The 25,488-nt window shown below is 49.3% G+C and carries 28 protein-coding genes; 12 read left to right on the forward strand and 16 right to left on the reverse strand.

The window, feature by feature from the left end; all coding sequences use genetic code 11:
- Positions 1–54 precede the first annotated feature (54 nt).
- Positions 55–2,403 carry an ABC transporter permease gene (locus tag IEV98_RS21240; RefSeq protein ID WP_188508066.1) on the reverse strand — a complete coding sequence of 783 codons (2,349 nt, stop codon included), beginning with the start codon at positions 2,401–2,403 and terminating at the stop codon, positions 55–57.
- Positions 2,404–2,575: 172 nt separating this feature from the next.
- Positions 2,576–3,895 (reverse strand): ATP-binding protein, encoded by a 1,320-nt coding sequence (locus IEV98_RS21245; RefSeq protein WP_188508067.1) that lies wholly within the window; start codon positions 3,893–3,895, stop codon positions 2,576–2,578.
- Between the two features lie 163 nt (positions 3,896–4,058).
- On the opposite strand from IEV98_RS21245, the gene IEV98_RS21250 reads away from it, so the two are divergent.
- From IEV98_RS21250 to IEV98_RS21265, 4 genes are all read left to right on the forward strand, one after another.
- Positions 4,059–4,856, forward strand: a complete 798-nt coding sequence (locus IEV98_RS21250; protein ID WP_188508068.1) for an META domain-containing protein — start codon at positions 4,059–4,061, stop codon at positions 4,854–4,856.
- A 20-nt stretch (positions 4,857–4,876) separates the two neighbouring features.
- Positions 4,877–5,170 carry a thioredoxin gene (gene trxA / locus IEV98_RS21255; RefSeq protein ID WP_188508069.1) on the forward strand — a complete coding sequence of 98 codons (294 nt, stop codon included), beginning with the start codon at positions 4,877–4,879 and terminating at the stop codon, positions 5,168–5,170.
- Between the two features lie 151 nt (positions 5,171–5,321).
- On the forward strand, positions 5,322–5,603 hold the full coding sequence (locus IEV98_RS21260) for a nucleotidyltransferase family protein (protein WP_188508070.1): 282 nt from the start codon (positions 5,322–5,324) through the stop codon (positions 5,601–5,603).
- Positions 5,603–5,947: a HepT-like ribonuclease domain-containing protein gene (locus IEV98_RS21265; protein WP_188508071.1), complete on the forward strand. Its 345-nt coding sequence runs from the start codon at positions 5,603–5,605 to the stop codon at positions 5,945–5,947. The genes IEV98_RS21260 and IEV98_RS21265 overlap by 1 nt, the downstream gene beginning before the upstream one ends.
- A gap of 53 nt (positions 5,948–6,000) precedes the next feature.
- On the opposite strand, the gene IEV98_RS21270 is transcribed toward IEV98_RS21265, so the two are convergent.
- The 11 genes from IEV98_RS21270 to IEV98_RS21320 all read right to left on the reverse strand — a co-directional run bounded on the left by IEV98_RS21270 (position 6,001) and on the right by IEV98_RS21320 (position 13,166).
- Entirely contained in the window at positions 6,001–6,171 is a 171-nt protein-coding gene (locus IEV98_RS21270; protein ID WP_188508072.1) for a hypothetical protein, read from the reverse strand.
- Positions 6,161–6,385, reverse strand: coding sequence for a hypothetical protein (locus IEV98_RS21275; RefSeq protein ID WP_188508073.1), 225 nt, complete (start codon positions 6,383–6,385; stop codon positions 6,161–6,163). The genes IEV98_RS21270 and IEV98_RS21275 overlap by 11 nt, the downstream gene beginning before the upstream one ends.
- A gap of 273 nt (positions 6,386–6,658) precedes the next feature.
- The gene (locus tag IEV98_RS21280) at positions 6,659–7,108 is read right to left on the reverse strand and encodes a DUF5675 family protein (protein ID WP_188508074.1); all 450 of its coding nucleotides are present in this window, start codon (positions 7,106–7,108) and stop codon (positions 6,659–6,661) included.
- Positions 7,105–7,743, reverse strand: coding sequence for a DUF6266 family protein (locus IEV98_RS21285; protein ID WP_188508075.1), 639 nt, complete (start codon positions 7,741–7,743; stop codon positions 7,105–7,107). The genes IEV98_RS21280 and IEV98_RS21285 overlap by 4 nt, the downstream gene beginning before the upstream one ends.
- 63 nt (positions 7,744–7,806) lie before the next feature.
- Complete coding sequence (locus IEV98_RS21290) at positions 7,807–8,448, reverse strand: DUF6266 family protein (RefSeq protein WP_188508076.1); 642 nt, start codon at positions 8,446–8,448, stop codon at positions 7,807–7,809.
- Between the two features lie 619 nt (positions 8,449–9,067).
- Positions 9,068–9,412, reverse strand: a complete 345-nt coding sequence (locus tag IEV98_RS21295) for a MerR family transcriptional regulator (protein ID WP_188508077.1) — start codon at positions 9,410–9,412, stop codon at positions 9,068–9,070.
- 46 nt (positions 9,413–9,458) lie between these two features.
- On the reverse strand, positions 9,459–10,037 hold the full coding sequence (locus tag IEV98_RS21300) for a hypothetical protein (protein ID WP_188508078.1): 579 nt from the start codon (positions 10,035–10,037) through the stop codon (positions 9,459–9,461).
- Between the two features lie 8 nt (positions 10,038–10,045).
- Entirely contained in the window at positions 10,046–10,825 is a 780-nt protein-coding gene (locus IEV98_RS21305) for a LytR/AlgR family response regulator transcription factor (RefSeq protein WP_188508079.1), read from the reverse strand.
- A 3-nt stretch (positions 10,826–10,828) separates the two neighbouring features.
- Positions 10,829–11,884: a sensor histidine kinase gene (locus IEV98_RS21310; protein WP_188508080.1), complete on the reverse strand. Its 1,056-nt coding sequence runs from the start codon at positions 11,882–11,884 to the stop codon at positions 10,829–10,831.
- Positions 11,885–11,950: 66 nt separating this feature from the next.
- Positions 11,951–12,949 (reverse strand): lysophospholipid acyltransferase family protein, encoded by a 999-nt coding sequence (locus IEV98_RS21315; RefSeq protein WP_188508081.1) that lies wholly within the window; start codon positions 12,947–12,949, stop codon positions 11,951–11,953.
- A 49-nt stretch (positions 12,950–12,998) separates the two neighbouring features.
- Positions 12,999–13,166: a hypothetical protein gene (locus IEV98_RS21320; RefSeq protein ID WP_188508082.1), complete on the reverse strand. Its 168-nt coding sequence runs from the start codon at positions 13,164–13,166 to the stop codon at positions 12,999–13,001.
- Positions 13,167–13,717: 551 nt separating this feature from the next.
- Between IEV98_RS21320 and IEV98_RS21325 the strand changes: the two genes are divergently transcribed.
- Genes IEV98_RS21325 through IEV98_RS21350 form a run of 6 tightly spaced genes read left to right on the forward strand, consistent with a single transcriptional unit; the run spans position 13,718 to position 16,810 of the window.
- On the forward strand, positions 13,718–14,308 hold the full coding sequence (locus IEV98_RS21325) for a Crp/Fnr family transcriptional regulator (protein WP_188508083.1): 591 nt from the start codon (positions 13,718–13,720) through the stop codon (positions 14,306–14,308).
- Positions 14,309–14,360: 52 nt separating this feature from the next.
- Positions 14,361–15,287 carry a hypothetical protein gene (locus tag IEV98_RS21330; protein ID WP_188508084.1) on the forward strand — a complete coding sequence of 309 codons (927 nt, stop codon included), beginning with the start codon at positions 14,361–14,363 and terminating at the stop codon, positions 15,285–15,287.
- Positions 15,288–15,291: 4 nt separating this feature from the next.
- Positions 15,292–15,720, forward strand: coding sequence for a hypothetical protein (locus IEV98_RS21335; protein WP_188508085.1), 429 nt, complete (start codon positions 15,292–15,294; stop codon positions 15,718–15,720).
- Positions 15,717–15,947: a hypothetical protein gene (locus IEV98_RS21340; RefSeq protein WP_188508086.1), complete on the forward strand. Its 231-nt coding sequence runs from the start codon at positions 15,717–15,719 to the stop codon at positions 15,945–15,947. Before IEV98_RS21335 ends, IEV98_RS21340 begins: the two co-directional genes overlap by 4 nt.
- 5 nt (positions 15,948–15,952) lie before the next feature.
- A complete protein-coding gene (locus tag IEV98_RS21345; protein WP_188508087.1) occupies positions 15,953–16,480 on the forward strand; it encodes a MauE/DoxX family redox-associated membrane protein in 528 nt (175 codons plus the stop codon).
- 12 nt (positions 16,481–16,492) lie between these two features.
- A complete protein-coding gene (locus IEV98_RS21350; protein WP_188508088.1) occupies positions 16,493–16,810 on the forward strand; it encodes a hypothetical protein in 318 nt (105 codons plus the stop codon).
- Between the two features lie 63 nt (positions 16,811–16,873).
- Here the strand turns inward: IEV98_RS21350 and IEV98_RS21355 are convergent, their stop codons facing one another.
- The 3 genes from IEV98_RS21355 to IEV98_RS21365 are packed head-to-tail and all read right to left on the reverse strand — an operon-like array spanning position 16,874 to position 22,945.
- Positions 16,874–18,262: a RagB/SusD family nutrient uptake outer membrane protein gene (locus IEV98_RS21355; RefSeq protein WP_188508089.1), complete on the reverse strand. Its 1,389-nt coding sequence runs from the start codon at positions 18,260–18,262 to the stop codon at positions 16,874–16,876.
- Between the two features lie 7 nt (positions 18,263–18,269).
- Entirely contained in the window at positions 18,270–21,500 is a 3,231-nt protein-coding gene (locus IEV98_RS21360) for a SusC/RagA family TonB-linked outer membrane protein (protein WP_188508090.1), read from the reverse strand.
- Positions 21,497–22,945, reverse strand: a complete 1,449-nt coding sequence (locus IEV98_RS21365; protein WP_188508091.1) for a TlpA family protein disulfide reductase — start codon at positions 22,943–22,945, stop codon at positions 21,497–21,499. Before IEV98_RS21365 ends, IEV98_RS21360 begins: the two co-directional genes overlap by 4 nt.
- A 796-nt stretch (positions 22,946–23,741) precedes the next feature.
- Here IEV98_RS21365 and IEV98_RS21370 point away from each other — a divergent pair.
- Together IEV98_RS21370 and IEV98_RS21375 are read left to right on the forward strand one after the other, a co-directional pair.
- Positions 23,742–24,257, forward strand: coding sequence for a hypothetical protein (locus IEV98_RS21370; RefSeq protein ID WP_188508092.1), 516 nt, complete (start codon positions 23,742–23,744; stop codon positions 24,255–24,257).
- Positions 24,258–24,804: 547 nt separating this feature from the next.
- Entirely contained in the window at positions 24,805–25,287 is a 483-nt protein-coding gene (locus tag IEV98_RS21375) for a hypothetical protein (protein WP_188508093.1), read from the forward strand.
- The last annotated feature ends 201 nt before the right edge of the window (positions 25,288–25,488 follow it).

Consider the following 25,488-nt stretch of genomic DNA (forward strand, 5'->3'; position numbering starts at 1 on the left):
GTATTACAATTTATCGATTAGAAAGTCGAATCGGGTCTGCATGAAGCTAAAACATCATTCGTCGCGAAGCGAATCCACCGGATTAGCCACCGCCGCTTTGACGGCCTGGAAACTCACGATAGCCAATGCCAGCAGGATCACCATCAGACCAGCCAATCCGAACATCCACCACGATAGCGAGATGCGATGCTCCATTGATGAAAGCACCTTTTGCATCACAAACAGCGCAAGCGGTACGGTAATAAGAAATGCCAATGCGACAGGTTTGAGAAAATCCGTTGAAAGTGACAGCCCGATCCGCCATGCAGAAGCACCCAATACCTTGCGGATACCGATTTCTTTGGTGCGTCTTTCGGCTATAAACATGGAAAGTGCAAACAATCCCATACACGATATCAGGATCGCCAATACACCGACCATGCTTGAGAATTGGCCCCCCGACCGGATACCGGTAAATTTATTGCCATACACTTCTTCGGTCAGTCTGTATTCGAAAGGATAGCCCGGCCCTACCTGCTTAAAGACATCCTCGATGGTTGAAAGGCCCTGCTGCATGTCGGCATTTTTATCCAGCCTGACAAAAAAATGGTTCATTTTTCCCGTACCGAGAAAAACAATCAGGGGTGCGGGCGACCCGAACACATCGTTGTAAACGAAATCCGCGGCTACGCCGATGACCTTGTGGTTATCCACCAGGGTACCGATCACCGGTTCCTTCAGGTTCATCCGCTTCACGGCAGCCTGGTTAAGGATACAGGTGAGCGTGTCACTTCCATGTTCACGGCTGAAGTCGCGGCCATCCACGATGCTCACACCCGTTGTTTTCGCCCAATCGTAGTGAACGTGCGTCATAAATATGGGAAAATCCTGATCCGTGGTTTTTCCCGGCCATTGGAATCCATTGCTGGAACCGTTTATCCCGACCATGTTGTTTGACGAAGCGGATACCGCCTGAATACCGGGCTGCTGTACCAAAATACTCCGGAACAGATCAAACTTATCCGCCATGTCTCCTTTGGCAGGTATGTCAATCAGATACTGCAGGTCATAGCCTACCGGAAGCTGTTGCCCGTATTGGACCTGCCGGTAAATAACCATCGTAAACACAATGAGAAAAGAAGAAATGACAAATTGAAAAGTGACCAGGCCTTTCCGCAACCATGACCCGCCGCGGGTAGCCGTAACAAAACCTTTCAACACTTTAACGGGCCGAAACCGGCTCAGGAAAAATGCCGGATACAGCCCGGAAATGAGACCGGTTATCAAGGCAGTCGCCAGCAAAACAGCCGGTATTTTCCAATTGCTGAAATCCAGCGACGCATGCTTCCCGGTGAGGTTATTCCAGGCAGGCAGCAGCAATTTGGACGCGACAACAGCCGCTATCAACGCCAGGAAAGTAGTCAGGAATGCTTCACTCAAAAACTGGATGACAAGGTCCTTTCGCCGTGCACCGACCGCTTTTCGCACACCCACTTCTTTCGCCCTGCGCTCGGAGCGGGCTGTACTTAAATTCATGAAGTTAGCGCAGGCAATGACCAATACAAACAATCCAAGCGCCCCCATCATCACCAGCATTTCCATTCGTCCCCCAGCGGGCTTCCCATTTTTGAACTTGCCATGCATCGCGAGGTCAGCAAGCGGATACGCAAACAACTCCGTTGTTTTGCTATCGGTTTTATCCCGGATCAGCGCCGTGAGCTTGGCATTCAATTGCTCCCTGTCTGTACCGGGTTTGAGTTGTACCCAGGTCAGCATGAAATTGCTGTTCCAGCTGGAGATAGCCGGACTATTGTCCTTTTCAAACAGGCTAAACGGGAGCACAACATTGAAGCTATACGAGCTGTTTGGAGGAACATCCGCTATAACCGCACCGACTGCAACACTTTGCTCGCCGTTAAGTGTAATGATCTTTCCTATCGGATTTTCAGTGCCGAACAATTTTATTGCTGTCGATTCCGTAATGACCATGGCATTGGATTCCGCTAATGTAGTAAGCGGATCTCCCGCAATCGCAGGGAATGTCATGATGCGGAAATAGTCAGGTTCCGCATAGATACCTTCCTCGGATATCGCCTTATCCTGATAGGAAACCAGCTGCTGGCTGGAATGGCTTACCCTTGCGGCATAGGTTACTTCCGGGATTTCATCCCGCAGCGATGCCGCCAATGGTCCGGAAACAGACGCTGTTGTAAACACTTCACCGCCCTGCCAGATATTTTCCATAACGGCATGGATATCCGGCAAATTTTTATGGAACTTATTATAGCTCATTTCATCCACCACCCATGCCATGATAATAAAAGCCACCGCCAAGCCGATGCCCAACCCGCCGATATTAATCAGTGCAACGAGCCTGCTCCGAAATAGATTCCGCCAAGCGGTTTTGAAGTAGTTCCTGATCATTCTTTAGACGTTAGACATGAGACAACAGCCATCGGATTTACCTGTAGACAGTTATTACGCCAAAATCATAAGTTATTGATAATTAACAGAGAAAGAACATCAGGTCTATCCAGCGGTGTTCGAAATCGAACACCCGTTGTTCAGTAACGGACAGGTTCATTGGCATTCGGCCTTAATCCAGCATCCGGAGTAATTTTTCCGTATAATCAACCATGAACAATGGAATGTTCAACATCCCGTTATCCATTTTCAGATTTTTCAGGGAATACCGAACCCGTACAGGGGGTTGATACTGCTCATTGTATATGGTGAGACTTCGGCTTCTCACATTTTCATCTGCCTTGACTTCAATGGGAATGATGTCATTTTTCACTTGCAGCAAAAAATCGACCTCAGCTTGATTCCCCGACGTCCAGTACCGAGGCATGCCTTCAAAACAGGTTACCAGATGCTGCAACACAAAATTTTCAGTAAGCGCTCCCTTAAATTCGGTAAATAGGCGGTTACCTTCCTTTACGGCTATGGGGTCCAACAAGGAGAGACGGCGCAGCAGCCCGACATCCAACAAGTAGGCTTTAAATGCAGCTAAGTCATCATAAGCCGATAAAGGCAGACCAGGTTTGTTGTTCCGAAATACGCGGTGGATAAGCCCGGCATGCGTAAGCCAAAGCAACGCATCCTCATAGTCCCTGGCCCTCGCTCCTTCACGTACTGTTTGATACAGAAACTTTTTATTGTCACGTGCCAATTGCGACGGGATGGAAGACCAGATATATTGGATTTTCGGTATATCCTTGTTGGCTGCATGTTTTGAAAAGTCGAGCACATAGGCATTCAATATATCCTGCAATACCCGTTGTGTGGCCTGTACATCTCCTGTTGCTACCAAGGTAGCTACCGCCTCGGGCATGCCGCCGGAAATAAAATAGGTTTTAAGCTTATCTACGAGCGGATTAAAGAATATATCGGGCAGTGGCGTCAACTGATCTATACCATTCAGGTAATCGAATAGCTGTGGACTGTCTATGGAGAGGAATTCGGCGAAGCTAATAGGATTGACCTGCATGAAAGTCACCTTGCCTACGGGAAACGACTGGCCCCTTGACATCGCTACACCTAATAACGAACCAGCGCTTGCAACGGCATATTCAGGAGCGTTTTCGCAAAAGTACTTGAGCGTATTTAATGCATCGTTACATTCCTGTATTTCATCAAAAATCAACAACGTTTTTTGCGGGAGGATGGTTCTTCCGTGTACCAGTGAAAGGTTTTGCACAATTCGCTGCACGTCTTTTGTGCTTTCGAAAAATTGTTTGAGTTCGGGCTGTTCTTCAAAATTGAAATAAGCTACGTCGTCAAATTCCGTTTTACCCAATTGCTTTAACAGCCACGTTTTGCCTACTTGTCTGGCGCCTTGCAATACGAGCGGCTTACGATTTGGATCGTTTTTCCATGACGCCAACTTTTGCTGGATATTCCGTTGTATGTTCATTATACTATCGATTCCTTCACATCATAAGTGCCAAAAATGTGATTTTTTTCACATAATTCATAGTTATTATGTGATAATTTTTACACAACTCCATATAACTGCCGAAAATGTGTTTAATTGTTGCATTAAAATGATGTATCTTTAACCATTAAATTGTAAGGGCATGAAAAAGCATTTGGTTACCATCTTTATCGGAGCAGCGATACTATTTAGTGCCTGCCATAGCCTTAGAAAGGCACCTACTGATACCAAGCCGTCAACAAAGGCTACAGCAACCCGCATTACCGGCAAAAAATGGCAACTTGTTGAGCTCGGTGGTCAACCTGTTGCGGCGACGATTAACGGAAAAATGCCTTTTATCCAGTTGTCTGATGAAGATGGCCGTTATTCTGCAACAGCAGGCTGTAACGGATTGGGGGGAAGTTTTACGCTCAAAAGGAACCGGGTAAAATTTACGCTGGGGATGTCAACGATGATGTTTTGCGATAACATGGAAATTGAAACGGAATTCAAGAACGTATTGGAACAAGCCGATAACTATACGGTTAATGGCGATACACTTTCCTTGAATAAAGCCCGTATGGCACCGTTGGCTCGTTTTCAGGTAATCGAAGAAAATGAAACGACATTATTGAACGGAAATTGGGAGCTGGATTATATTTCGGGTTCGAGGATTGCATTTGACGGCTTGTTTCCGGACCAAAAGCCAAGCATTACGTTCAACCTGCCCGAAACCAAAGCCACGGGCAACGGAAGCTGCAACAACTTTAACATTACGTTTGCTATTGATGGCAATAACATCAAATTCAATGACCCGGCCGCTACACGCATGGCATGTCCCGGCGATGGAGAAGCTACCTTTTTCAACATCCTCAAAAAGGTGACCAAATACGATGTTCATGACAATACGTTAAACCTGATCATGGATGATATTGCGATCATGCGATTTCAAAAGAAATAAAATTTATCATTAATAGCGCGATGACATTTCAAGAAACCATCAATCAAGACAAGCCGGTACTGGTCGATTTTTTTGCCGAGTGGTGCGGCCCCTGTAAGATGCAGGCCCCCATTCTGGAAGAATTGAAAACACGTATGGGGGATAAAGCAACGATCATTAAGGTCGATGTAGACAAAAACCCGGCGGCTGCTTCGAAATTCGGCATACGGGGTGTTCCCACGATGATCATCTTCAAAAAGGGAGAAATCCGGTGGCGGCAGTCCGGCGTTTTCCAGGCCAACGAGCTGGAGCGCTTGATCAACGAAAATCTGTAAGTACCTACCGCCAGGCATGCGCCCGGCAATGCCGGAGATACGCCGTATGAACTGTTAAAACAGCCATACGGCGTATTTGCCAACTAGCAGCGACTACCGGCTTCGGCAAATTATTTTGAATGATTGGACTGAATTTTGTATTTTTGAGCTAATGATTGATTTGAGGCAACAGCAGATTATTAAAGAAACCACCGCAAGATTCAATCCTTCACTGGTTGGCGTGTTCGGTTCGTATGCCCGAGGTCAACAGCGGGTGCGAAGTGATCTTGATATCCTGATTGATTTCAGTCATCGGGTCAATTTGTTAGATATTATTGGCCTTGAAAACGAATTGTCTAAAAAATTAGGTATCAAGGTGGACTTGGTGACAGCCAATTCCCTACATCAACATTTGCGGCCTATTATTGAGCGCGACCTGATTCGTATCACTTAATGGAAAAATCGCCCTCCGTTTATCTCCATCATATCTTAACATGCATCTCACGAATCCGTGCGTACACCGAGCAGATCGACGAGCAGGCTTTTTTAAAAGATTTCCTGATCCAAGATGCCGTTATCCGAAATTTCGAAGTAATTGGTGAAGCGGTAAAAAAGGTAAATCCCACCATTCGGAAACGGTATCCGGAGATACCTTGGAAAAACATAGCTGGGATGCGTGATAAACTGATACACGATTATATGGGCGTAGATGTGCGAGCGGTATGGGGCGTCGTTGAAGATGTATTACCCGACTTTGAACGGCAAGTAAAGCGCATTATCGATCACATCGCTAAATAAGCAGCTTCCTAAGTTATTGTAAAGCGGGTGCTTGCACACCCGCTTTTGAAAAATTACTTGCGCTTGCGCCATCGTTGCAGCATCCAGCTCACTACGAAGCTGACCACCGCGCCGATGGCAGCCAGTGTGACAGTCTTCAGCACATCGTGCTCGCCAATGAAACCCATTGCGCTCAGCAACGTTCCACTGCCGGTGCCGATGCCGAGTTGCTGGTTATTCTTCATCACCTTCCCTCCTATCCTTGGCTGCGCTTTCCACGGCTTCGAGCACACCGAGTGCCAGCGCCACGTACCTCGCTACGATCACCACCTTGGGTGGCAGCTTCAGCGGTGCGGTAATAATCAATTGACTGGCCATGGCCAGCGTTTCCTTGATTCTGTCGTATCGTGTCGGCTTCTCCGCTTCGGGAAGTCCGACGGCTTCTTTGTTTTCTTTCATCTTTTTTGTTTTTTGTTTTACGGGTGATAGGGCACTTTGCATGCGCGAGGGTGCTGTTAGCAGCCCAACGAAACTGTAACGTGGAGACGCTGTTAGCAAGCCCAACGGAACTGTAACGCTCGCTCCGCTCACGCCACTAGGTTCCTTATGGGCTTGCTAAACAGCTTGGGGAGTTGGAAAAAACCCTACCCACTCATTCGGTTTTACGCCTGTTGCAGAGCCAGCCTAGGAGATCCAAGCATAGCGCCGGAGATCCAGCTGGTGAGCAGCAGGCTAAAACCGATTCTCCACTACTACCCGAGCATTACCCCGCCTAATCTCCTCCACCAGCAGCGGATACATGTACTTGTACGCCGCAGCCGAATGAAGCACCTGATAATCGCCATCCAGCCGCTGCCAGTACGACCCCGTGAGCGGGCAACCCGCCGTCTGCGTATGGTAGTTGCCGATGTGGATGAAGACCAACTGGTAGTTAGGTATCTCCGTAATCTCCACCATGCCTTCGTGCAGCTTGGGGTATTTCGGTCCGTATCGGGCATTCATGCCCGCCCAAGGGTTGAGCGACAAGCCGTACTCCCCTTCGGGGATGCAGGTGAGCCCCTGTATTTTCTCCTCGCGGATGCTGTCCTCCAGCAGGTAGCAACAGAAAAGGCCGCCGATGTATAAGTGGCTAAGGGTACTGTTCTTCCCCTCAGCCACGCGGATGATTTTTATCGCATTCATAATTCTCCATTTACCAGTGTTCCCAGAAACACGCTTTCCGAGGCCGACCGGCGAGAGCGATCGACCAGGAAGCCATAGCCATGTACCTTACCCCGCAGTATCTCCGGCGCCACCTGCAGCGTTAGCTGTCCGTCGCCCCGGCAGGCCAAGCCTTCACTTACCACCACCCGCCGTTGCGTCTCGTTATAGATCAGCAGGAATACCGGTTCGTTGTTATCGATGAAGGGACTGCTGCCGGGTATCCAGTGGAGTGTAAACAACCCACTTGCGTCCAGCGATAGCTCCGGGTTGCGCAATCGCGGCAACCCGCCCCAGCTTACCTTTACCTGCCCGGGATCGACGTACAAATCGGGGTATTCACCCGCTATCGCATCCAGCAGCACCTGCTTGGTCGCCCAATTGAGGCCCGAGCGCACGTGCCTGTTGGCCGGTTTGAACGAATTTTCCAGCACCGGTGCCAATGGCGCGAGAAACTCCATTGCCCGTTTCATCCGTAGCTGCTGGGCCAGCTGTGCAGGCGTTGGCGGTGTGGTGCGCGGCTTGGGTACCGACCGCACATAAGAAACCCCGTTTCGCGTATAGTAGATGAGGTTGCCCACCTTGCCGTGCAGGAATCCCCCTTTGAGAATAGCCATAATCTGGTTGGTTAAGTAAGGCAAGGGGGCATAGCCCCCCTACCGGTGATACCATCGGTCCGCCTATTGGAAGGTGATTTCCCCCAGGTAGACCGTGTTTGAAACCTTCCTGCCGTCGTGGCTTGCGAAGAACATCCACGCGTGGCCGGTCTGCCCCACAAAGGGAGCCGGCACATCCACCACCGCCGTAGCATCATCCCGCGTGGCGGGTGTCTCCGTGGTGATAAACAGCTGCCGCTCCACGTTGTGCACCACGATGTAAGCCACATCGGTGCTAGCCCCGCCAAACTGGTTGGGTGCCGGATCCCACGTCAGCGTGATCGAACCGGCCGCCACCTCCAGCGAATTGGTGAGCGGGATGAACAGGCTGCCCTCGCTGAGCGAGATGGCCGGATAGTCCAGCTCAAAATCCGGCGCTGCGCCGGTGACTGCCTGCTCGATGTTGCGCTTCACCGCCATGCTGAACTGCACTGCCGTGAGTCGCCGCACGTTGCGGAAGCCCACTGCGATGATACCTTGCAGGGGCGAGAGGAATTTGGTGACCAGCGCAAAGCGCAGTCGCTGGGCCACCTGCGCTTCGGTGGCTGGCACCTTACTCTTTTTAGCCAGCCCGCGCAGGTAATGAATGCCCCGCCAGCTTGCGCCGATGACGCTCCCCACTTTTCCGGAAAAGGTGCCGTTGGCACCGTTTATGAATTTTGCCATTGTTTCTACTATTTTAAAATTTATTATTTCAATTTATACTCCTGCCAGTATTTCGATGTACCGGTACGATGACTGACGAAGGCAAACATAGCCCCTTGTATCACAGCATCATAGCCCTGTCACCCCGTTGTCACCTATTCTCGGGGAGGTTGTCACCGATCGCTAGATTTTAGTGACACGTTTGGCACATTTTAAGACACGTTTGGCCACATTTATTCATGACACGTTTGGCCCATTTAACTACACGTTTGGCCACAAATTTTTCGACACGTTTGGCCAAAATACCTACACGTTTGGCCACATTTATTCATGACACGTCTGGCCCATTTAACTACACGTTTGGCCACAAATTTTTCGACACGTTTGGCCAAAATACCTACACGTTTGGCCACCTCTAGACGCTCAAAAACCACCAATCGGCGACTGTTACTGGCGCGGGCACACGCCGGGCACACGCCGCCAAAAGGCACCGCATCACAGACGGGTCAGCTGGCTATCACCCTGCTGTGGCTTTGCTGTAACGGTGCTTTAAACAGCCGCGACACAGCCAGGCCACAGCAGGCAGGCCGCCGGGCCACGCACAGCAGTCCGGCAGCGGTTCGGCAGCGGGTGCACAGCCTTAGGGTCGTTTACCCCATTTCCAGAAATAGCAGTCGCTGAGGTCTTCTTCGCGGTAGCGGATCCGGTTGTCTTCGTTGAGCACGAAGCGAAGTTTGCCATTGATCCGGTAGCGCGTTACCGTGCGGGGATCCACCAGCAGAAATGCCGCGGCTTCGTTGCGGTTGGATAGGATTTCCGGCTGGCGTTCGGTGGGTTCAGCCGGTTGCGATACCGGCATGGCCACCTCGGGCAGGGTAACCGCCCGGCAGCATTGATGATTTTCCTTTTGCAGTGCCACGAGCGTTTCCATGAGTTGGTGCATGTCTTCGACAGCCCTGCAGATGCGGGTTAACTTTTTTTTCATAGGTACTAGGAATTCATTGGAATAAAGGCCGGAGCCGCGGGATAAGCTATCCGCCGCGGGAAGGCCCCTGGTCAATACGCCTGACGAGGTTCATCAGGAGCTGTTTTACTTTTTTGCGAGATTGTTCATGGTGCAAGCTGTACCGCTTTTTCAGGCTATCGAAAGACAGTTTGCTATACCGCTCGGTATGTCCATAACGGCTCAGGTAACGAAAAACCGGTCGGAGGGTTTCGGTGCGGAGCACCCCCTCTTCGACCAGCAGGCGTATCAGGAAGAGCACTTCCAACGCATTGATGGAAAACGTTACCACCGCCGTTTCGTCGTAGTTAACGTAGGTCTCCATCCGCTCCAGCAGATCCGTATAAAACGTCCGTTGCTCATTCCACCACAGTTCCTTTATCCGGTCTGACTCGGGTAGCGCCGACAGAATACGCTGCTGCAGTTCCTCGCGGGCACCCAGCTCCACGTTCCATTCTTCCAACTGACCGGTAGCCTCCGCGATGACGCGGTGAAGGTCGGCGTTCAACCGTTCCAGGGTGGGACCATCCCAGCACTCGGCCCCACCGTTCGATTTCCATATCCGGTCCACGTCACGGTTAATCCGGTTGAGGTGTTTGCTAACCATCACAACGACTAACGGATTCCCAATGCTTTTTCCACCCGGTGCCGGTACCGCTCGCCTACCGGCAGCCTGCGTTTTTCCTCCTCCTCCGCTAAGCCGGCGATCGCCTCTGGGAGTAATTCCACCCACCAATGCTTTGTTTTAAGGCGCGTTCGCATTCCCGGCAGGTATTGGCCAATGGCGTCTCTTCTTACGATATACTTTTTTTGAATGCGGATAAACTCGGTCGGATCCAGCAGGTCCTGCAGGTTGCGTAGCAGCTTCTTGGCCACCAGCACCTTTCCGTTTCCGAAATACAGCCAGGTCATCTTGCCCTCAGCGCAGGCATATACCAATTCACTGACGCGCACATTCACAAACGCATCCGACGTTTCCAACTGCACGGCAACGGTTGAAGGGTATACCCGGTTAGACTGTTCGTTCTCCAGCAGTTCCTGCTGCCGCAGCGCCCGGTCTACCGCAAAATCCAGCCGTTCTTCCTGCACCAATTTCACCACGAAATCAATGGCTCCGTTGTAGATCGCATCCGAACCCTCGCGTTCCGAAGCTGTACACACAATGATCTGCGTGGGTGGCTCTACTGCTGCCATGAGGTTGTATCCGGTATCGACCCGCAGATCAAGGTCTACAACCAGCAAATCCACTTCGTATTCATCCAGGTAGTCATACGCCACCTGGTATTCGGTCGTGGCCAGCACGATTTCCAGTTCAGGCCGTTTCGCCAGCATCAGTTGCAGCACATTCAGCGCCGGCAATTCATCGTCAACAATCAGTACTTTCCGTTTGTCCATGTGTTATGATTTGGTTAAAGTTAGTGTCGCTTCGTACCAGCCATCCGGCGATGCGCAAGTATCCAAGCTCGCGAGCCCCCCATACAGTAAGGCCAATCGCTGGCGGATGTTCTCGTTTCCTATGCCTGATGATGTGACGTCAGCTTTATTGGGTTTAATTTTATTACGCAAGCGGATGGTTAACTGATCATCCGCTTCCCACGCCCGCAGGCTGATCGGTGTATGTTCGTCCGACGACACGCCATACTTAAATGCATTCTGTAAGAGTGCCGATACCGAAAATATCGGCACAACCCAATGATGGAGGGCTTCAGGCACATCGATGGTCACGAAGCAACCCGGGTAACGCTTGCCGTTCAGCCATAGAATCCGGTTACATTGGTCCATTTCCTTGTGCAGCGGCACCTCAGTGCTCACATCGTTCACTTTTTCCGGCACATACAGGAATCGCTCATTCAACTTCAATAACACCCCGGCCAATTCCGTATTGCCCGCCGAAAGCGCCATTTGATACGGGATGTTCAGCAGGTTAACATACTCGTGCGGATCAATCTGTGCGGTTAGAAATTGTACTTCCGTTTGGTGGCTTTTTTCCAAAAGCTCACGCTTCTGCCTTTCCACTTTCCGCACGCGGTATATCGCCGCCAGTAATCCGGCATCCAACATGGAATGATACCAGTGGATGAAGATTGCAAACAGGTAGCCCGCGAAGGTCAGCGCTGCCCCCGGCTTGACGATCCGTTCTCCGATCGGTTTGTGCCAAACAAAAGCAACGAGGTAAAACAACAGCGCATACGCAATAAACATCCCGATCAATACCGCGGCGGTCTTTATCGCCGGGTCGAAGCCCCGCATAAACACATAGACGATGGAATACACGATCGCCATGACGAAGGCAATCGTAACCAGCACTCCCCACCAGCTAAACGGCTCTGCCATCAAGCTATTGTTGGCAAACGTCAGTCCGATATAGCAGATCCAATAGACGGCTTGGTAATACTCAAAGTGATATTCCGATATCCAATCGTTTACGAGTTTTAGGCGTTGGCGAAGCATCATTGGCGTGAAGTTTAGTTTGCTGAAATCGTTAAAGTTAAAAAAGTCAGCCTGACAATCAATATTCCGTCACACATTAGTTGCATTGCCAAGCTTCGCCAACAATCCCTCGCTGATTTCCATGGCGTGGAAATCATCCCGTTTAAGCAGGTAATAGGCATCCGTTCCCTTGAGCACCCCGTAGCGGCTGCTCAGCTCCCGCCCCGCATCTGCAAACAGCCTATCAGGGCGGATCATCCGGTGCAGGTGTGTCCAATTATTCCACTGGGCCGGAAAGTGGATCAGTAATGACGAAAAGCTATCCACAACAGCCTGCATGGTATAGTGGAAGAAATCCGGGCCGCGGTAATCTTCCACCCGAATGCAGCCGCCACGGCTCACCCCTACAGACCCATCCCGCTGGCGAAACGCCGTCAGCGGATAGATGGGCAACCCCGTTGTTCTGGCCAAAAACGGCATACCCCGTTGGAGGACGATATGTTGCCCCAACAGCGGCACACAAACGTGCGAATTGGTATTGCCGCCATGCTCCTCACCATCCCAATAGATGAGCAAACTTACGCCAGCCTTTGCCAGGTTCATCAACCGGCGCAAAGACGTTCTAGCACCTGCATCAATAATTTCGGGCAGTTTCAAGGTCGGGTCCGCATGGGCAGCGGCCTTCCAGATTTCAGTCAGCGAAGGTAGAAGCCGCCCCACCACCAACACCGCCAGCGGTACCCCCGCTTTGGCCAGCAGCATGCCGATGAGCATGTGCGCGCCCATATGGGCGCATGCCACGATTGCCGGCTGTTGTTTCAAGCTATCCGCCCATGCGGCATCCCAGCCCGCGATGCGGGGCATATAACCTGCCGCGGCATACGAAAGGTCGAGGCGGCTCAACCGCTTATGGAAGATCGTTTCGCGGAAGCGCGCTTCGTGTTCACTGGGCGGCAATACAGGCATAAAATGCTCCATATTTGCACTGAAAAAGGTAAATTGGTTATGCAGTTGCGCTGCGGCTGTGATATCCAGCTGATCGACCTCCTTACGGATCGATTCGCGATGTGCTTGGTATCTTTTTTTCATGGCTTGTCGTTGAAAAGGGGCATGCCCATATGATGCATGCCCCTACCTGCTACGTGAATATCCTGATTATCGGCGTTTCGCAACTGGTGTAATCCGGTATAAACGGATTACTCCGTGCCATAAACTCACTGATCGGCAATGCGGCTGACAACTTATCGGCCACCACCTGTAATGCATCGGTATGATTAACCATTTCTAACAAATCTGAAATTTCCATTTTTCTTGATTTTTAAGTTCAATAGATTGCCCCTTACAAGCTTGATTTCGAGGCGTTAGCTACTGTGATCACCCTGCAAACATGCAACACCGATTCCACCGGTCAAAGACAAAAGAACCAAATGGGATATAGCGGAATAACACCCCCGAATTCCGGAATGAAATTCCGGCGGCAACCCATTTTGTTCCACCAAACCCCAAATTTGCATACCAAGTGCCCCGCAAATTAACCAAGTGATTCCATCGGATTTAGGAGTAGGTAACGGTAGCCATACGCCCAGCGGATCGCCGGGTTCAGGCAACCTCTTTCATAAAGAGGCATGCCATTACAGCAGCATTTCTACGGAAAACACACACCTTTCCAAATACGCTCACACCACATGCTGTGTTCAACTGCTTTTTTTCTTTTTTTAACGTCCGGGTTCCACCCAAATAGTGGGGAACAATCACTTTCGAGCGGGCCTAACCCCTGGTGTACGCCCCGCTGTTCCACCCGTTCCATTGACGCGCCTTTCACAAAGCCTTAATTTCCGCCCATTAACTAACTAATCAATGGAACGGCTATTCACCTACTGGACCAAGCATTGCCCTGCATTAGGCGCTGACAGCCGATCATTTGTCATTGACCGATCGAATGTAAAGCAGTACGCGAAAAAGCAGGTCATCAAGCTGGAAGCCGAGCGCTTTCCGTTCTTCTGCATTGTACTGTCGGGCTTAGCGGCCGGCTACCGTAGGAATAGCGACGGCAAACCTATACTTTGCGAGCTCATGCTACCGATGGATTATTTTACCGGCACGCAGCACCCCTTTACCCCGCGTCTCCGCGAAGCGGAATACGAAGCTATCGAAAACACCACATTGCTATTGGTTCCCATAGCAGAAGCCCGAGACGCCCAGCGGCGCTTCCCCGCCTTTGCCGAGCTCCTGCACGTGATGAAGCAACGAAAGATCAACTTTTTCGAATTGCTGATTGCACTCGGCACTGAAACATCCTGCTACGCGCGGTACTGCACGTATATGGATCGCTTCGGCCAGCGAGCCCCCCAGTTGCCCGACAAGCCCCAATGGCAGCTGCTGCGCATGGGCCGTAGCACCTACTACCGGATGAAAAGCCGATACCTCAGAGACCGTTCGCGCAATTAGTCTCCCTAAGGCGGGACCTACCAGCAGTAAAACCCGCCCTACTTTTGCTTTCATGAAGAACGAAAAAGATACCATCATCAAAGCAAGAGCCATCATCGCACGAGCCGAGGCCCTCCCGCCCATTCCGGCCACCACGCCAGAGATGATCGCCCACTACCGACGTTACCTTCAGCTAGGTCATCAGGACAGGGAACTACTGCTGTTGTCGCCGTTCATCCCCCTCGGCCCGGAGGTTACCGCCAATCCGGATGCCGATCCGTTTGTCATCCGAATTTCCGATCCGACCCGCACCGAAGGCCGTGTAGCCTACCTCCTGTTGCGCAACGGAGCGGTTGAATGGCGCTACCACCACTCGTGGATACGCCACACGCGTTGCCCCATTGTATATGACCCGGTATTGATGCAATGGCTGGATGGCCTGTTTGCAGCCTTTTACCTCGATGCAGGCCTGCCCGGCTCGTTGAATGGCGCCCTTGAAATGCTCGGCCCGTGGGACCGCGTTCGTTGGGTGCAGACCAACCTCTTTGAGGGCGGCCGCCCCGGCGAAACGCTCAGCGAGGAGATCGACGTGTGGGTCTATGATGTCAACTGCGGGGAACCACTGAACCAATTTCTAGCCTGGGTTTGTGAGGGGCTGGATAAAGACGGACAGCACTTCCGCTACACCGCCTGTTGCGAAGGGGAAGATGCTGAGTTTTACTTTCTGCGTTACGGCGAGCGCGAGGCGATGGCTTTCCCTACCGGGCAGCCGGAGCCAATCCGCTACCTGGCCGGGATCGTCAACAGCATCCTGCAACCCGACTATGAGCTGCGCCGCTTCCGGGATAAAAAGTTGGGCAAAGATGGTATCCTGATGCCGCTGACGCCAAAAGATTGGGAAACGCTGACCACCGCCTATGGGCCAATGGCTATTGAAGCTCGGTTCAGCAGCACGCACGCGCCAAAAAAACAACGACTGGTCTATCCCACGCCACGCTGATATCATGAAGCAAAAAAAGAACATATGGCTGCACCGCACACGGATCACCGGACTGATCCTGTGCACGCTCCTTGTCGCGGCATACTGGGGGTTCTTTTTTTATAAAATCGCCGCGAATATACAGGAATACTATTGCTCTATGATCCAGCATACGTTCCTTGGCTGGTTCCGCTACGCGCTGCTCGGTCTGCAACCCTTGCTGGCCGCTGCGACGGTTCTCTTACTGCTGATTCCCAAAACCAACCTCATCGGGCTTTTTCTTGCTTTTTTCCTGCTTTCCATTTTAACAACCCTATTCGGATTGGCCTGGAGTGCGGATTGGATTGCACCCGATTCATTTGTACGGACGGGCACCTTGCTGTTGATCACCTTCGGGGGGATATTCCTTTCGAAAAGCATCCCAAACACACGATATCTAACCGCTTGGCTATGAAAACGAACACAAAAGCACTCATCGTTTCCCACATTGTGGTCTTCATGACCGGTGTGGCGATTGCGGTCGCCGTATTTCACCGGGAAGACCCGCCTGCGCACCAACAACCTCCGATGTTCACCTACGAAGAGGTCGATCAGGGCTGCGGCTGCCCGGATTCGCTGGGGGCAGACAACATGGTAGAAGCCGATACCCTATGGATAAAATATAAACCCGCAAAACGATAATACGCATGAAAATCGAACTTACATACGGCGGTCCCATCACAGGCTTGAACCTGTGGCGCTTTTTGGCCACAATCGTGGTCATGGGGCTATGGCTGGTAGCGCTCTATGACCAGGTTTTTGAGCATCAAGTATTCGTGAATGGCATGCTCAAGCATGATTTCCCGGACTGGCTGGGTTACACGTTTTCTGTGCTCTTGCCGCTGGCCGAGGCCACCGCCATCGTACTGCTGGTGATCCCGAAAACCAACCACTGGGGGTTTCTGCTTTCGGCGGCCATGCTGCTCACGTTTACCGGATACATCGCAGCGGCGTTATTTGCCGGGTGGGTATCCTTTGACTGCTTTTGCAGCAAGTTCAACAGCGAATGGACGTGGATGACGCATTTTTGGTTCAACCTCAGCTTTCTACTGCTGGCCATCACCGGCCTGCTTTTATCCTTACGCATACGAAATCAAGGCAGCGGAGCCGAGGGCACCGCTGCCGAGGGCGTGTCGGCCAAAAGACGCATAGATAATTTTTATTTCGAACAGTAAAACCTTAAAAAAATGAAGAAGGTATTTAAAGTAAATTTAGGAGTGGTCATGGCGCTTTTTGCCGCCTTTGGTTTGATGTCGTTTAAGCTGTCTACGAACAACGCTATGCAAGCGGGCTGGTATGTAGTTGAACCACCAGACGGGCTTGGCCAGCAAGCTATGGGTGATTTCATCAGTGTAAATCCACCTGATGAAGGGAACTGCATCGCAGACTTGGAAACGGAAATCTGTGCTGCCGAATGGGATGGCAACGGTACCTTCCCTGCGACGCTACAGCAGCTTCAGACCGATAACCCGAGTGCACGGGTAGCCGGTACGGATGAGCCCTAAACGAGTGCCCAAGTTATGCGAGGCATGACTTGGGCACTTCTGTAAATTTCACACTGACAATTGCTATCTTGGGTTTTGTTCAATATCTCCCTGGCTTATCACATCGGGAGGGATGGGCCAAACCCATTTTTCGCTACCAATTGGTAAGTTATATTCGGTTCCATCCAATATCCGCTTTAGTGGCACAGCAAGGTGTTCGTCTTTATTGAATCGCTTTAAGTCGTGCCACCTCCTACCCCTAAACACCAGTTCTTTTCGCCGCTCAGACAGCGTGAGCTGCAACAATTCGCTTTGTGAAATATCATCAGCAACAGGTTCGAAGTGTTCAGGCCTGAAACGATGGGATAGCAGTCTATTCAAATCCGCCATACCATCCCCGGTGTTTCCAAGCCTTGCGTGGCACTCCGCGCGGACCAACAGCAATTCGGGGGTGGTCAGGCCGGAAAATAAGAAGGAGGAAATCCCTGAATAGCTGCCCTTGAATGTATATCTTTCTCCGTTGACGGAGAAATAAGCCTGTTTTCGCAAGTCGTTTTCATCGTACGATTCGTAAAGCAAACTATCAATTGTTAATCTGGAACTTGCAAGAATAGCCGCGTTGGTCATGTGCGAATAGAAAATAATCTCTGTGTTTGAACGTCCATACCGCGGAAATGGTGCACTTGGAGACACATCTATACTGTTATAATCAAAGATTTGAGGCGCTAAAGTGATCGCTTCATCTGCATAATGCAGGGCAGCGGAATAATCGCCCATTTGCAGGTAAACATTTGCCAGCATACCCAGGGCCGCCGCCCGATATGGCCTTGTGTTTAAAGACATGGTATGCGGAAGCAATTCACCTGCCTTTTCCAGGTCGTAGATTATTTGGTTGTATGTGTCGCTCAATGACGCCCGTTTATACCGTACGTTGGTATTTGAAGCCGTGTTAAGCGGCAGCCCCAAATCTTCGTTGGCAGTGGTTGCATCATACTGCCTACAGAATAGTTGGGCCAACAGGAAAAAGTTTACTCCCCTAAAATAGTGCGCCGCACCCATCACTTCATCCCGCAGGGATTTATTTGCGGGGGTTTCATCGATTCCGGTTACCCCCTCCAACACAAAATTGGCATAAAGTATTTTTTCGTAAGCCCGGTTCCAGTCACTTACTGTCGTACCCTGATAAACTTCATCGGCCCATATGTAGCCGTTTTTCTCAATAGGATTTGATAGAACCTGCCATTGTTCCGCAGCTACATAGTAATCATCGCTGGCAATGACGCCTAATAGGTGAGAAGAATAATAGTTCATCGTATTGTTTTCAAATATCGCTTGGTAATCTTGGATTGTTCTTGGGATAACCTGTGATTTATCCCTTTTTAAGTCCAAAAACTCTTTCATACATGCTGTTGACATGAGCGATGCGAGGGTGATGAAGATGGTTACCCTCACCTTATGCTTGATTGTTTTCATGGTTGTCTTATAATTTGATCTGCAAACCGAAAGATAGCTGTAGCGGTTGTGGATACAGTGCGCGCGCATCCGGGTCGATGTCGTAATCCGTACGCTTCCATAGTAGTCCCAAATTCCTTGCGTAGGCATATAGGCGAACTTCGGCAATCCCGGCACCACTTATATACTGCTGCGGCAATTGGTAGGAAAGGCTAATATCCTGCAACCGGATATGGTCGCCCTTTTCCATCGTCGCCTCACTGAATATATAGGCTTGGTCCCGCCTCAAATCGGTTGTTTCCGGCATAGCCGGCACGTTGGTTGTTAGCTCATCGCCGGGATTTCTCCACCTGTTCAAATAGTCGATATTTGTCAACCCCGTGCCAAACAGGCTGTTGTAGTTGATCGTTGAACGGCGGAAATTATAACCGGCTTTCCAGAGTAGATTGACACTCACCGAAAGTGAACGCCAGCTAAATGTATTACGGATAGCGCCAAAATAGGGCGGTACAGAAACGCCTGCCTTTAACAGGTCCTCATACGCCAAGCTATTGAAGTAAGCATTGTATTCAGTGCCCAATGCTCCATCAACCAAAACCAGGGGCGAGCCCGTATCGTCCAACCCATGCCAGGGCAACGCATATAGCTGGTCTCTTGATACACCCTTTACGACCGGTATTAACTCCGCGCCAAAGTAGTTTATGGTTTGGATACCCTGAGGAGTGTGGTGGTTTGTGACCGCATTCTTTACTTTGCTGAATAGGAATGAGGTTTGCCATTTAACGCTCCTGTCAACGTTCAGCGTATTCAACTCGATGTCGATACCTTTAGTATTCAGGTCGGCGTAGTTCCTGCGGGTGTCTAAATTATAGAAGCCACCCGACGTGGGGATGATTCCCGTAGTGGGGTCGAACAAGTCGTTTCCTATCAGGTTGGAACTATTCTTATTGTACCACTCCACACTGCCTGACAACCTACGGTTTAACACCGCAAAGTCCAAACCCAGATTAATTGTACTAACCTGTTCCCAGCTCAGGTTTGGGTTGCCCACGCTGCTCAGTATCCCCATTGGCAAACTCGTTATCGGATTCATGCTTTGATAGTTGATAAACGGCAATGAGGAAAGTGAACGTATCGCATTCCCGTTGGAACCATACGTAACCCGTAATTTTGCAAAGTTGATCCAATCTGCAGCTAAAAACAGTTCGTTGCTGGCATTCCATGCCCCCCCGACGGACCAAAGGGGAACCCCTTTTTGGTTGAAAGCCACTCCGAAGATATTCGAGGCATCCCACCTTGTACTTGCGGAAAGTATGTACCTGCTATCATACGTATAACCGACGTTCGCATAATACGATACGAATCTATCAATGGTTTGTCGGCCGGGAGCGTTCAGGTAGGGTACAATACCCGAAAACCGGGGACGTGTGGGAAAGCTGGACGCGAAATCGAGGCCGGTTGCATGTGTGAGCACCTCATCATTGTACCCATACAAGCGCGAACCGCCGATATTTGTGTTGCGATCCTGTCTAAGTTCAAACCCCGCCAGCCCGTTGAGCTCGTGCCGCCCGGCCCAACGCTTATCGAAGTCGATTTGCAGCCGACCGTAGTGCGATTGAAAAGCGCTGCCGCCCCTATCCAGCATTCCGCCCAATGGTACGGGTCTTGCGCCATCGGCCTGTGTAAACCGGTTTATTTCATTCCTGGCAAAGTAGCTATCTTGCGTGTAGTGCCTCCGTGTGTTACTGCCTATATCCTGGTATTGGTACCGCGCCTCCACCTGTAAATTGCGGAAAAGCAGGTAACGCAATGCGGCGTTTAGCCTTACCTCTTTTGTGCCTGAGGTATTGTCATTCGTCCCAAGTTCGTCAAGGGGACGGTAATGCCAATCCAACAACCCCATCTGTTGGGCATTTTCGGTATAGGTAATTCGATTATTTCTCACGATGGGCAGCGCGGCTCCATTTTCATCGGCTAACCTCGCGTACGAGTATATATTGACCATACCCGCCGGGCTTAGATCGCCCAAGCTGATGCCATTCGTGGAAGACCGGCTTTGCATATAGTTGATCGATGTGCTGATGCTTAGTTTCGGCAGGGGTTGAAAATCGTTTTTGGCACTCAGCGTGAGCCGTTCAAAATTATTTCCGATTAGCTGCATGGCATTATCGTCAAATCCCGCCGATAGGTAGTAATGGTGTTTTTCAGATCCACCGCTCATGTTCATTGCATATTGCTGGTTTATGCTTTGCCGATAGAGTTTCTCAGTGGCGGCGGCCCTGACGTCGTATTGTTTCAACTCATCCAGCATGTGGTTTGCAGTGGCCTCATTTATCTTTTTTTCATCAAGCGCATAGCGTATTTCAACTACCGGCGTATAGGCCGTCCAATCATTTTGTACGTAAAGCCCCTTGTCAAACAATACCCCCTCCAACTCAATTGCTTCGGCGGGCGGCAAGAAATCCCTTGAGTAGTACAGATCGGGCCTGTCGGAAATGCTAACGTTGCTGTTGATATGAATGGTTGGCCGGCGGGATGTCAAACCACTTTTCGTCGTGATAACGATTACACCGTTGCCCGCCCGAGAACCCCATATCGACGAGGCTGCGGCATCCTTCAGCACGGTGATGCTCTCCACATCGTTGGGGTTGATGTTATTGATATCTCCCTCGTAAGGGAAATTATCCACCACGATAAGGGGCTCGGATTCTCCATTGATGGTGCTCAATCCCCGCACACGGAGATTAGGGGTCGATGATGGTTCGCCGGTTGTCCGTGGCAACTCATACGAAAGTCCGCTGGTAACACCCTCCAAGCGGCTTATCAAATCGGTGCTTACACTGCGGTTAAATAGGTCATTGTCTATCTGCGTGAACGACCCCGTCGCTCTCTCCTTTGGCAGCGACTGATAGCCTGTATTTACCTGCACCTCATCGATAAGACTGATGGATTCTTCCAGATATACATCAAGCGGGCCTTGCTCGATGCCGGAGAGGGGGATTGCCCGGGTAACATAACCGATGGATGCGAACACCAAGGTGTCGGCATCGGACAGGCCGGAAAAAGTAAAGGCACCCCCATTGCCTGAAACCAGGACTTGGCCCGTGGTTTTGCTGGTAATGCTTACACCAGGCATAGGCTGCTTCGTGCTGGCGGAATAGATGGTTCCGGCAACGGTCCTTGTGGCTTGTGCGTATCCGGCAACCGGACTCAGTATATAAAATAATAGAAATACGGATAGGAACGGTAGTATTTTCATCTCGTCTTTTGTTTGGGGTGTTGATAATTCTTGAAAACGATCATGTTAATCGTGGCGAATTTTTCCACCAGATTAAGCCCGTGCTTCCGCAGTGCTTTCCGTATGGATTCAAGGTCGCCAAGATCAGCCTCCAGCGATAAATCGACATTGCCGTCAATACCGCTTTCATCAACCAGCGGCAAACGGTATATCTCGGGATTACGTTTTAGGTTATGCTGCAGGGCAACGTTTAGGTAATCAATTAATGTGTAAAGGGATTTGTTCTGAAGTTTCAGTATAGGCTGTTTCGCATCCGCGTAGTCATAGCTTTCTCCGCCACGGGTTGTTATGCTTTTGTAGTCTTCGGTTTTTACGAGGGCCAACACCTTTACTTTTCTCTTTTCATAAGTTACCGTTAGATTCAGGTGACTTTCAAAGAAATGATTGAGATCGCTGACCATCCTTTCATCCACATCTATTTCATTGTTTCCTTTGGGCAAAACCAAGTTGTAGCAATAAACATTGGCCATCGCCCAGCGCGCCCTGGCTTCGGTATCATCTGTTGGGCGCATCTGTGAGCTTACCCGGTATTTTAGGCTATCATCGATCTCATATTTAATGTATCTCTCGATGGCCGATGGAGTTAAGTAAGGCAATCTGCGGCTTTGAAAAGCAATACAGTATAAATTCTCGACGCTTTGGTTGTAAGCAATTATCGCATTCGGCGATTGCCTGGCAGCGCCAGCAACCCTAGCCTGCAATCTTCCCGATATAACCGATTGGTAAAGCATGTTCGAGCCATCACCGCCATTGCCGTTTAGAAACAACGGATTAGCGGCATCGAATGCCACCTCTGATTTTTGACTGAAGTCTACTTGCTGCCCTTGCAGGATTTTGTCAATAACGTCCGCCCGGGCATACTCCGGCCCCACTATGGCCTCTACCCTACCCGACTTAATCCATACCTGGTGGGGGATGCTTTGGTGGGGAAAGTATTTTTTCAATATGATATCACCAACCGCAGAGGGCAAAGACCAGCCCTTGTTGGCTATGAACGCGCCCGCCTTTTCTCTTGCTTCATACGTTGTCGGTATTACGGCAATTTGATCTGTAAATTGCTTTTGCAGTGTATCGAGTTTATAAAGTGATGAAATACACGGTTTACACCACGTGGCCCAAAAATCCAAGATGATCAGCTTATCGCGATATTCATTTAAGGTTATTGTATCCTTCCCGCCAACTCGCGGGTGGTTCACCACCTGCAATGGCAAGTGCCATAAGTATTCGGGAATGGTTTCCCTAATCTGCAAGGGCTTGACGTTTGCGACTGCCGTAGACGCAGGCTCCGCCTCTTGGGCGGAGACCTGCTTCACGGCATACAAACACATGATCGTTGCTACAGCCAATAGGCTGCTATATATTTTTGAAAGGGCATACCTCTCCCCTACGCGTAAAAATCGTTTCATTTATCATTGGTCTTTAACGGTTTAAGAAAAGTTAATTGTCAAAAACCAACCACCAACGCGAAAGAAATTTTACTCCTTTATTTGTAAGTATGGAAAAAAGCGTCTACTTTTAGCTACTGCTAGATAACCGAAAATAAACGGACCTTCTCCCACCTGGACAAAAACGGGTTTTTTCTTTCAGCATTGGGGTCGGTACAGCCAGGCAAATGAGGTTCCTTATAAGGGAATACCGGGCGGGGGGCATTTTGTTTTAACCCCTCACCTATCCATCTGCACCGGCCGGTTTGGTTATGAGCGCGCTAATCCGGCGAACGGATGATGCATTTGAAAAGTTGTTTACGGGAAAACCGGAGACGCTGATCGGGGATTGGGTCTGGGTGGCTTTGGGTGGTTAGTTTTTTCGTTTTCATAATCATTTAGTTTATAAAAACGATGACGCTCAGTAAAGCTTAAAGGAAACTGTCTATTGGCTAGGTAAAAAATGCCAGCAGGCGAACCTCCTTCAGCTTGACCACATTTCGACGCCGCCAGCGCCGCTCACAACCAAAGGCTGTAAGAACCACCAAGTTCAAGAGGTCGCCATACTGGACTTACATATTGTAAAGATATGAGAAATCCAGCGTATAGGCGAACTCAAGGTTTAACTCGCTGGTGATTCTGGCGGAATGTGGGCGAGCAAACATCGTAGTAAGTAGAGCAAAAACCTCTACATAACTCATTCGCTTTTAATACAAAGCAAACATACAAATAGTTTTTGATTTTTCAAAAACATAAAAACAGAAATCTTAAAACACCAATGATTTGGAAAGGAAACTTAGCTAAAATCATCAATGAATCAGGTTACTCTGACCGACAAATATTTGCTTGGACAGGTATTTCAACGCCTGTCATCAGCAATATGAGCAATCAGAAGCATGATAGCTTAAAAGTAGATCAGTTCATAAAACTCAAACTTCTACTCAAAAAAGACCATGAGGACTTCGTATATGAGATTTTTGGTAAACAATATTTTTCTTCTGTTAGGAAAGTCGAAAGACCAGACAAACTAACAAAACTCGGAAAGATCTTAACAGATCAGTATAGCTATGAAAAACTCCCGAAAAAAGAGTTAAGTAGGGCTACTGGTTTACCATCTTCAAGGATAAACTATATTGTAGAAGAAGAGGACGAAACTATCAAAATAGATGAACTGACAAAAATCGAGCTCGCACTTGAGCGTCCGCTTGGAACCTTGGTCAAGAAGAGGTTCTCGAAGATCAAGTTGAATACTCAGCGGCAATATGAGGCAGCTTTGAAGAAGTTGAAGGAGTGACATACCGTATGAGAAAGCTGGGGGAAAATGATCCAAGTTGGAGAGATTGAGGGGTGAGGGATATTGGTTGGGATTGGTTGGAGAATGAAAATTGAAAAGAAGTATGAGTTCTCTCTCCCTAATTTTGTGATTGGTCGATAACGTGAGAGGAATGGGGGGGTGGTTGGAGTATACTAAGATCAGTGAAAGAAGTAAAATGCCCTATTAAAACAGAAGATATAGATAATTTATATACTAACCGATTATGGATTGATGGTTGTCACAATCTGTGATAAGCTGCCGATGAGTTTTGATATCGCAAAATTGTGATATCAAGGCGCTGATTTAAACCTAGGGATTGTGGGTAAGAGCAAAGCACAGGTACATACCGCAGCAATTGCAGACGACGTAGTCCTCAACACTGTTCAGCGTCTTAGTGTCGGCTTAACACTAAAAATGTAATTTAATATTTTTAGTTAGTGTTGCAGAAAATGAACTCAAGAAACCTTATCAATAAATAATTTGAAGCGAGCAAACACCACATATTGACCTAAGCTAAAACCCTGAAATGAAAAGATATGACTATACTACAGAATGGTTTTATGAAAGTAAAATCAGTACTGAAATCGTCAACCACTTAAATGCAATGGGCTACACCTTTGAAAAAGATAATTCCGACAAAATACAAAATAAGGGTGAGGATATCGTTGCAGTAAAACATAACACCCGTTGGGTGATAGAAGTAAAGGGCTACCCTGCGAACGTAATAACGAGGGGAAAAAGAAAAGGCGAACCCAAGAAAACAAGACCAGATGATCAAGCGAAGATTTGGTTTGGGAAAGCACTGGTTGGTTGTATGAAGTTTTACCGCAGACATTGTAATAAGCAGGAAAAACTGAAATTAGCGATTGCGTTGCCCAAGAAAAAAGTCTACATGGATTTGGCCAAAGAATTTTCACTTTTCTTTCGCAATTTCCATATCAATTTTTTTGTCCTTCTGGTTGATAAGAGGGGAAAGATTAAGAAGATTAATTTAGGCGCTGCTAAATGATAGGCATGCCGAAAGCCGCAGTGCTTGCAGCATACTAAAGTAACCAACCAAGTCATGAGAAAACCAACAGCTAACAACACATGAACAGAAAGATTCTTGTCAATAGCCAGACAAAGGAAATCGCTGACGGGCCAGTAAACAGCATAGATAAGGAAACTCTAATTAATCCATTGACAAAATGGAAAATGAAATCCTAGTTTA

Origin of the sequence: Parapedobacter pyrenivorans, from assembly GCF_014636865.1 — a bacterium.
Classification (GTDB): Bacteria; Bacteroidota; Bacteroidia; order Sphingobacteriales; family Sphingobacteriaceae; genus Parapedobacter; species Parapedobacter pyrenivorans.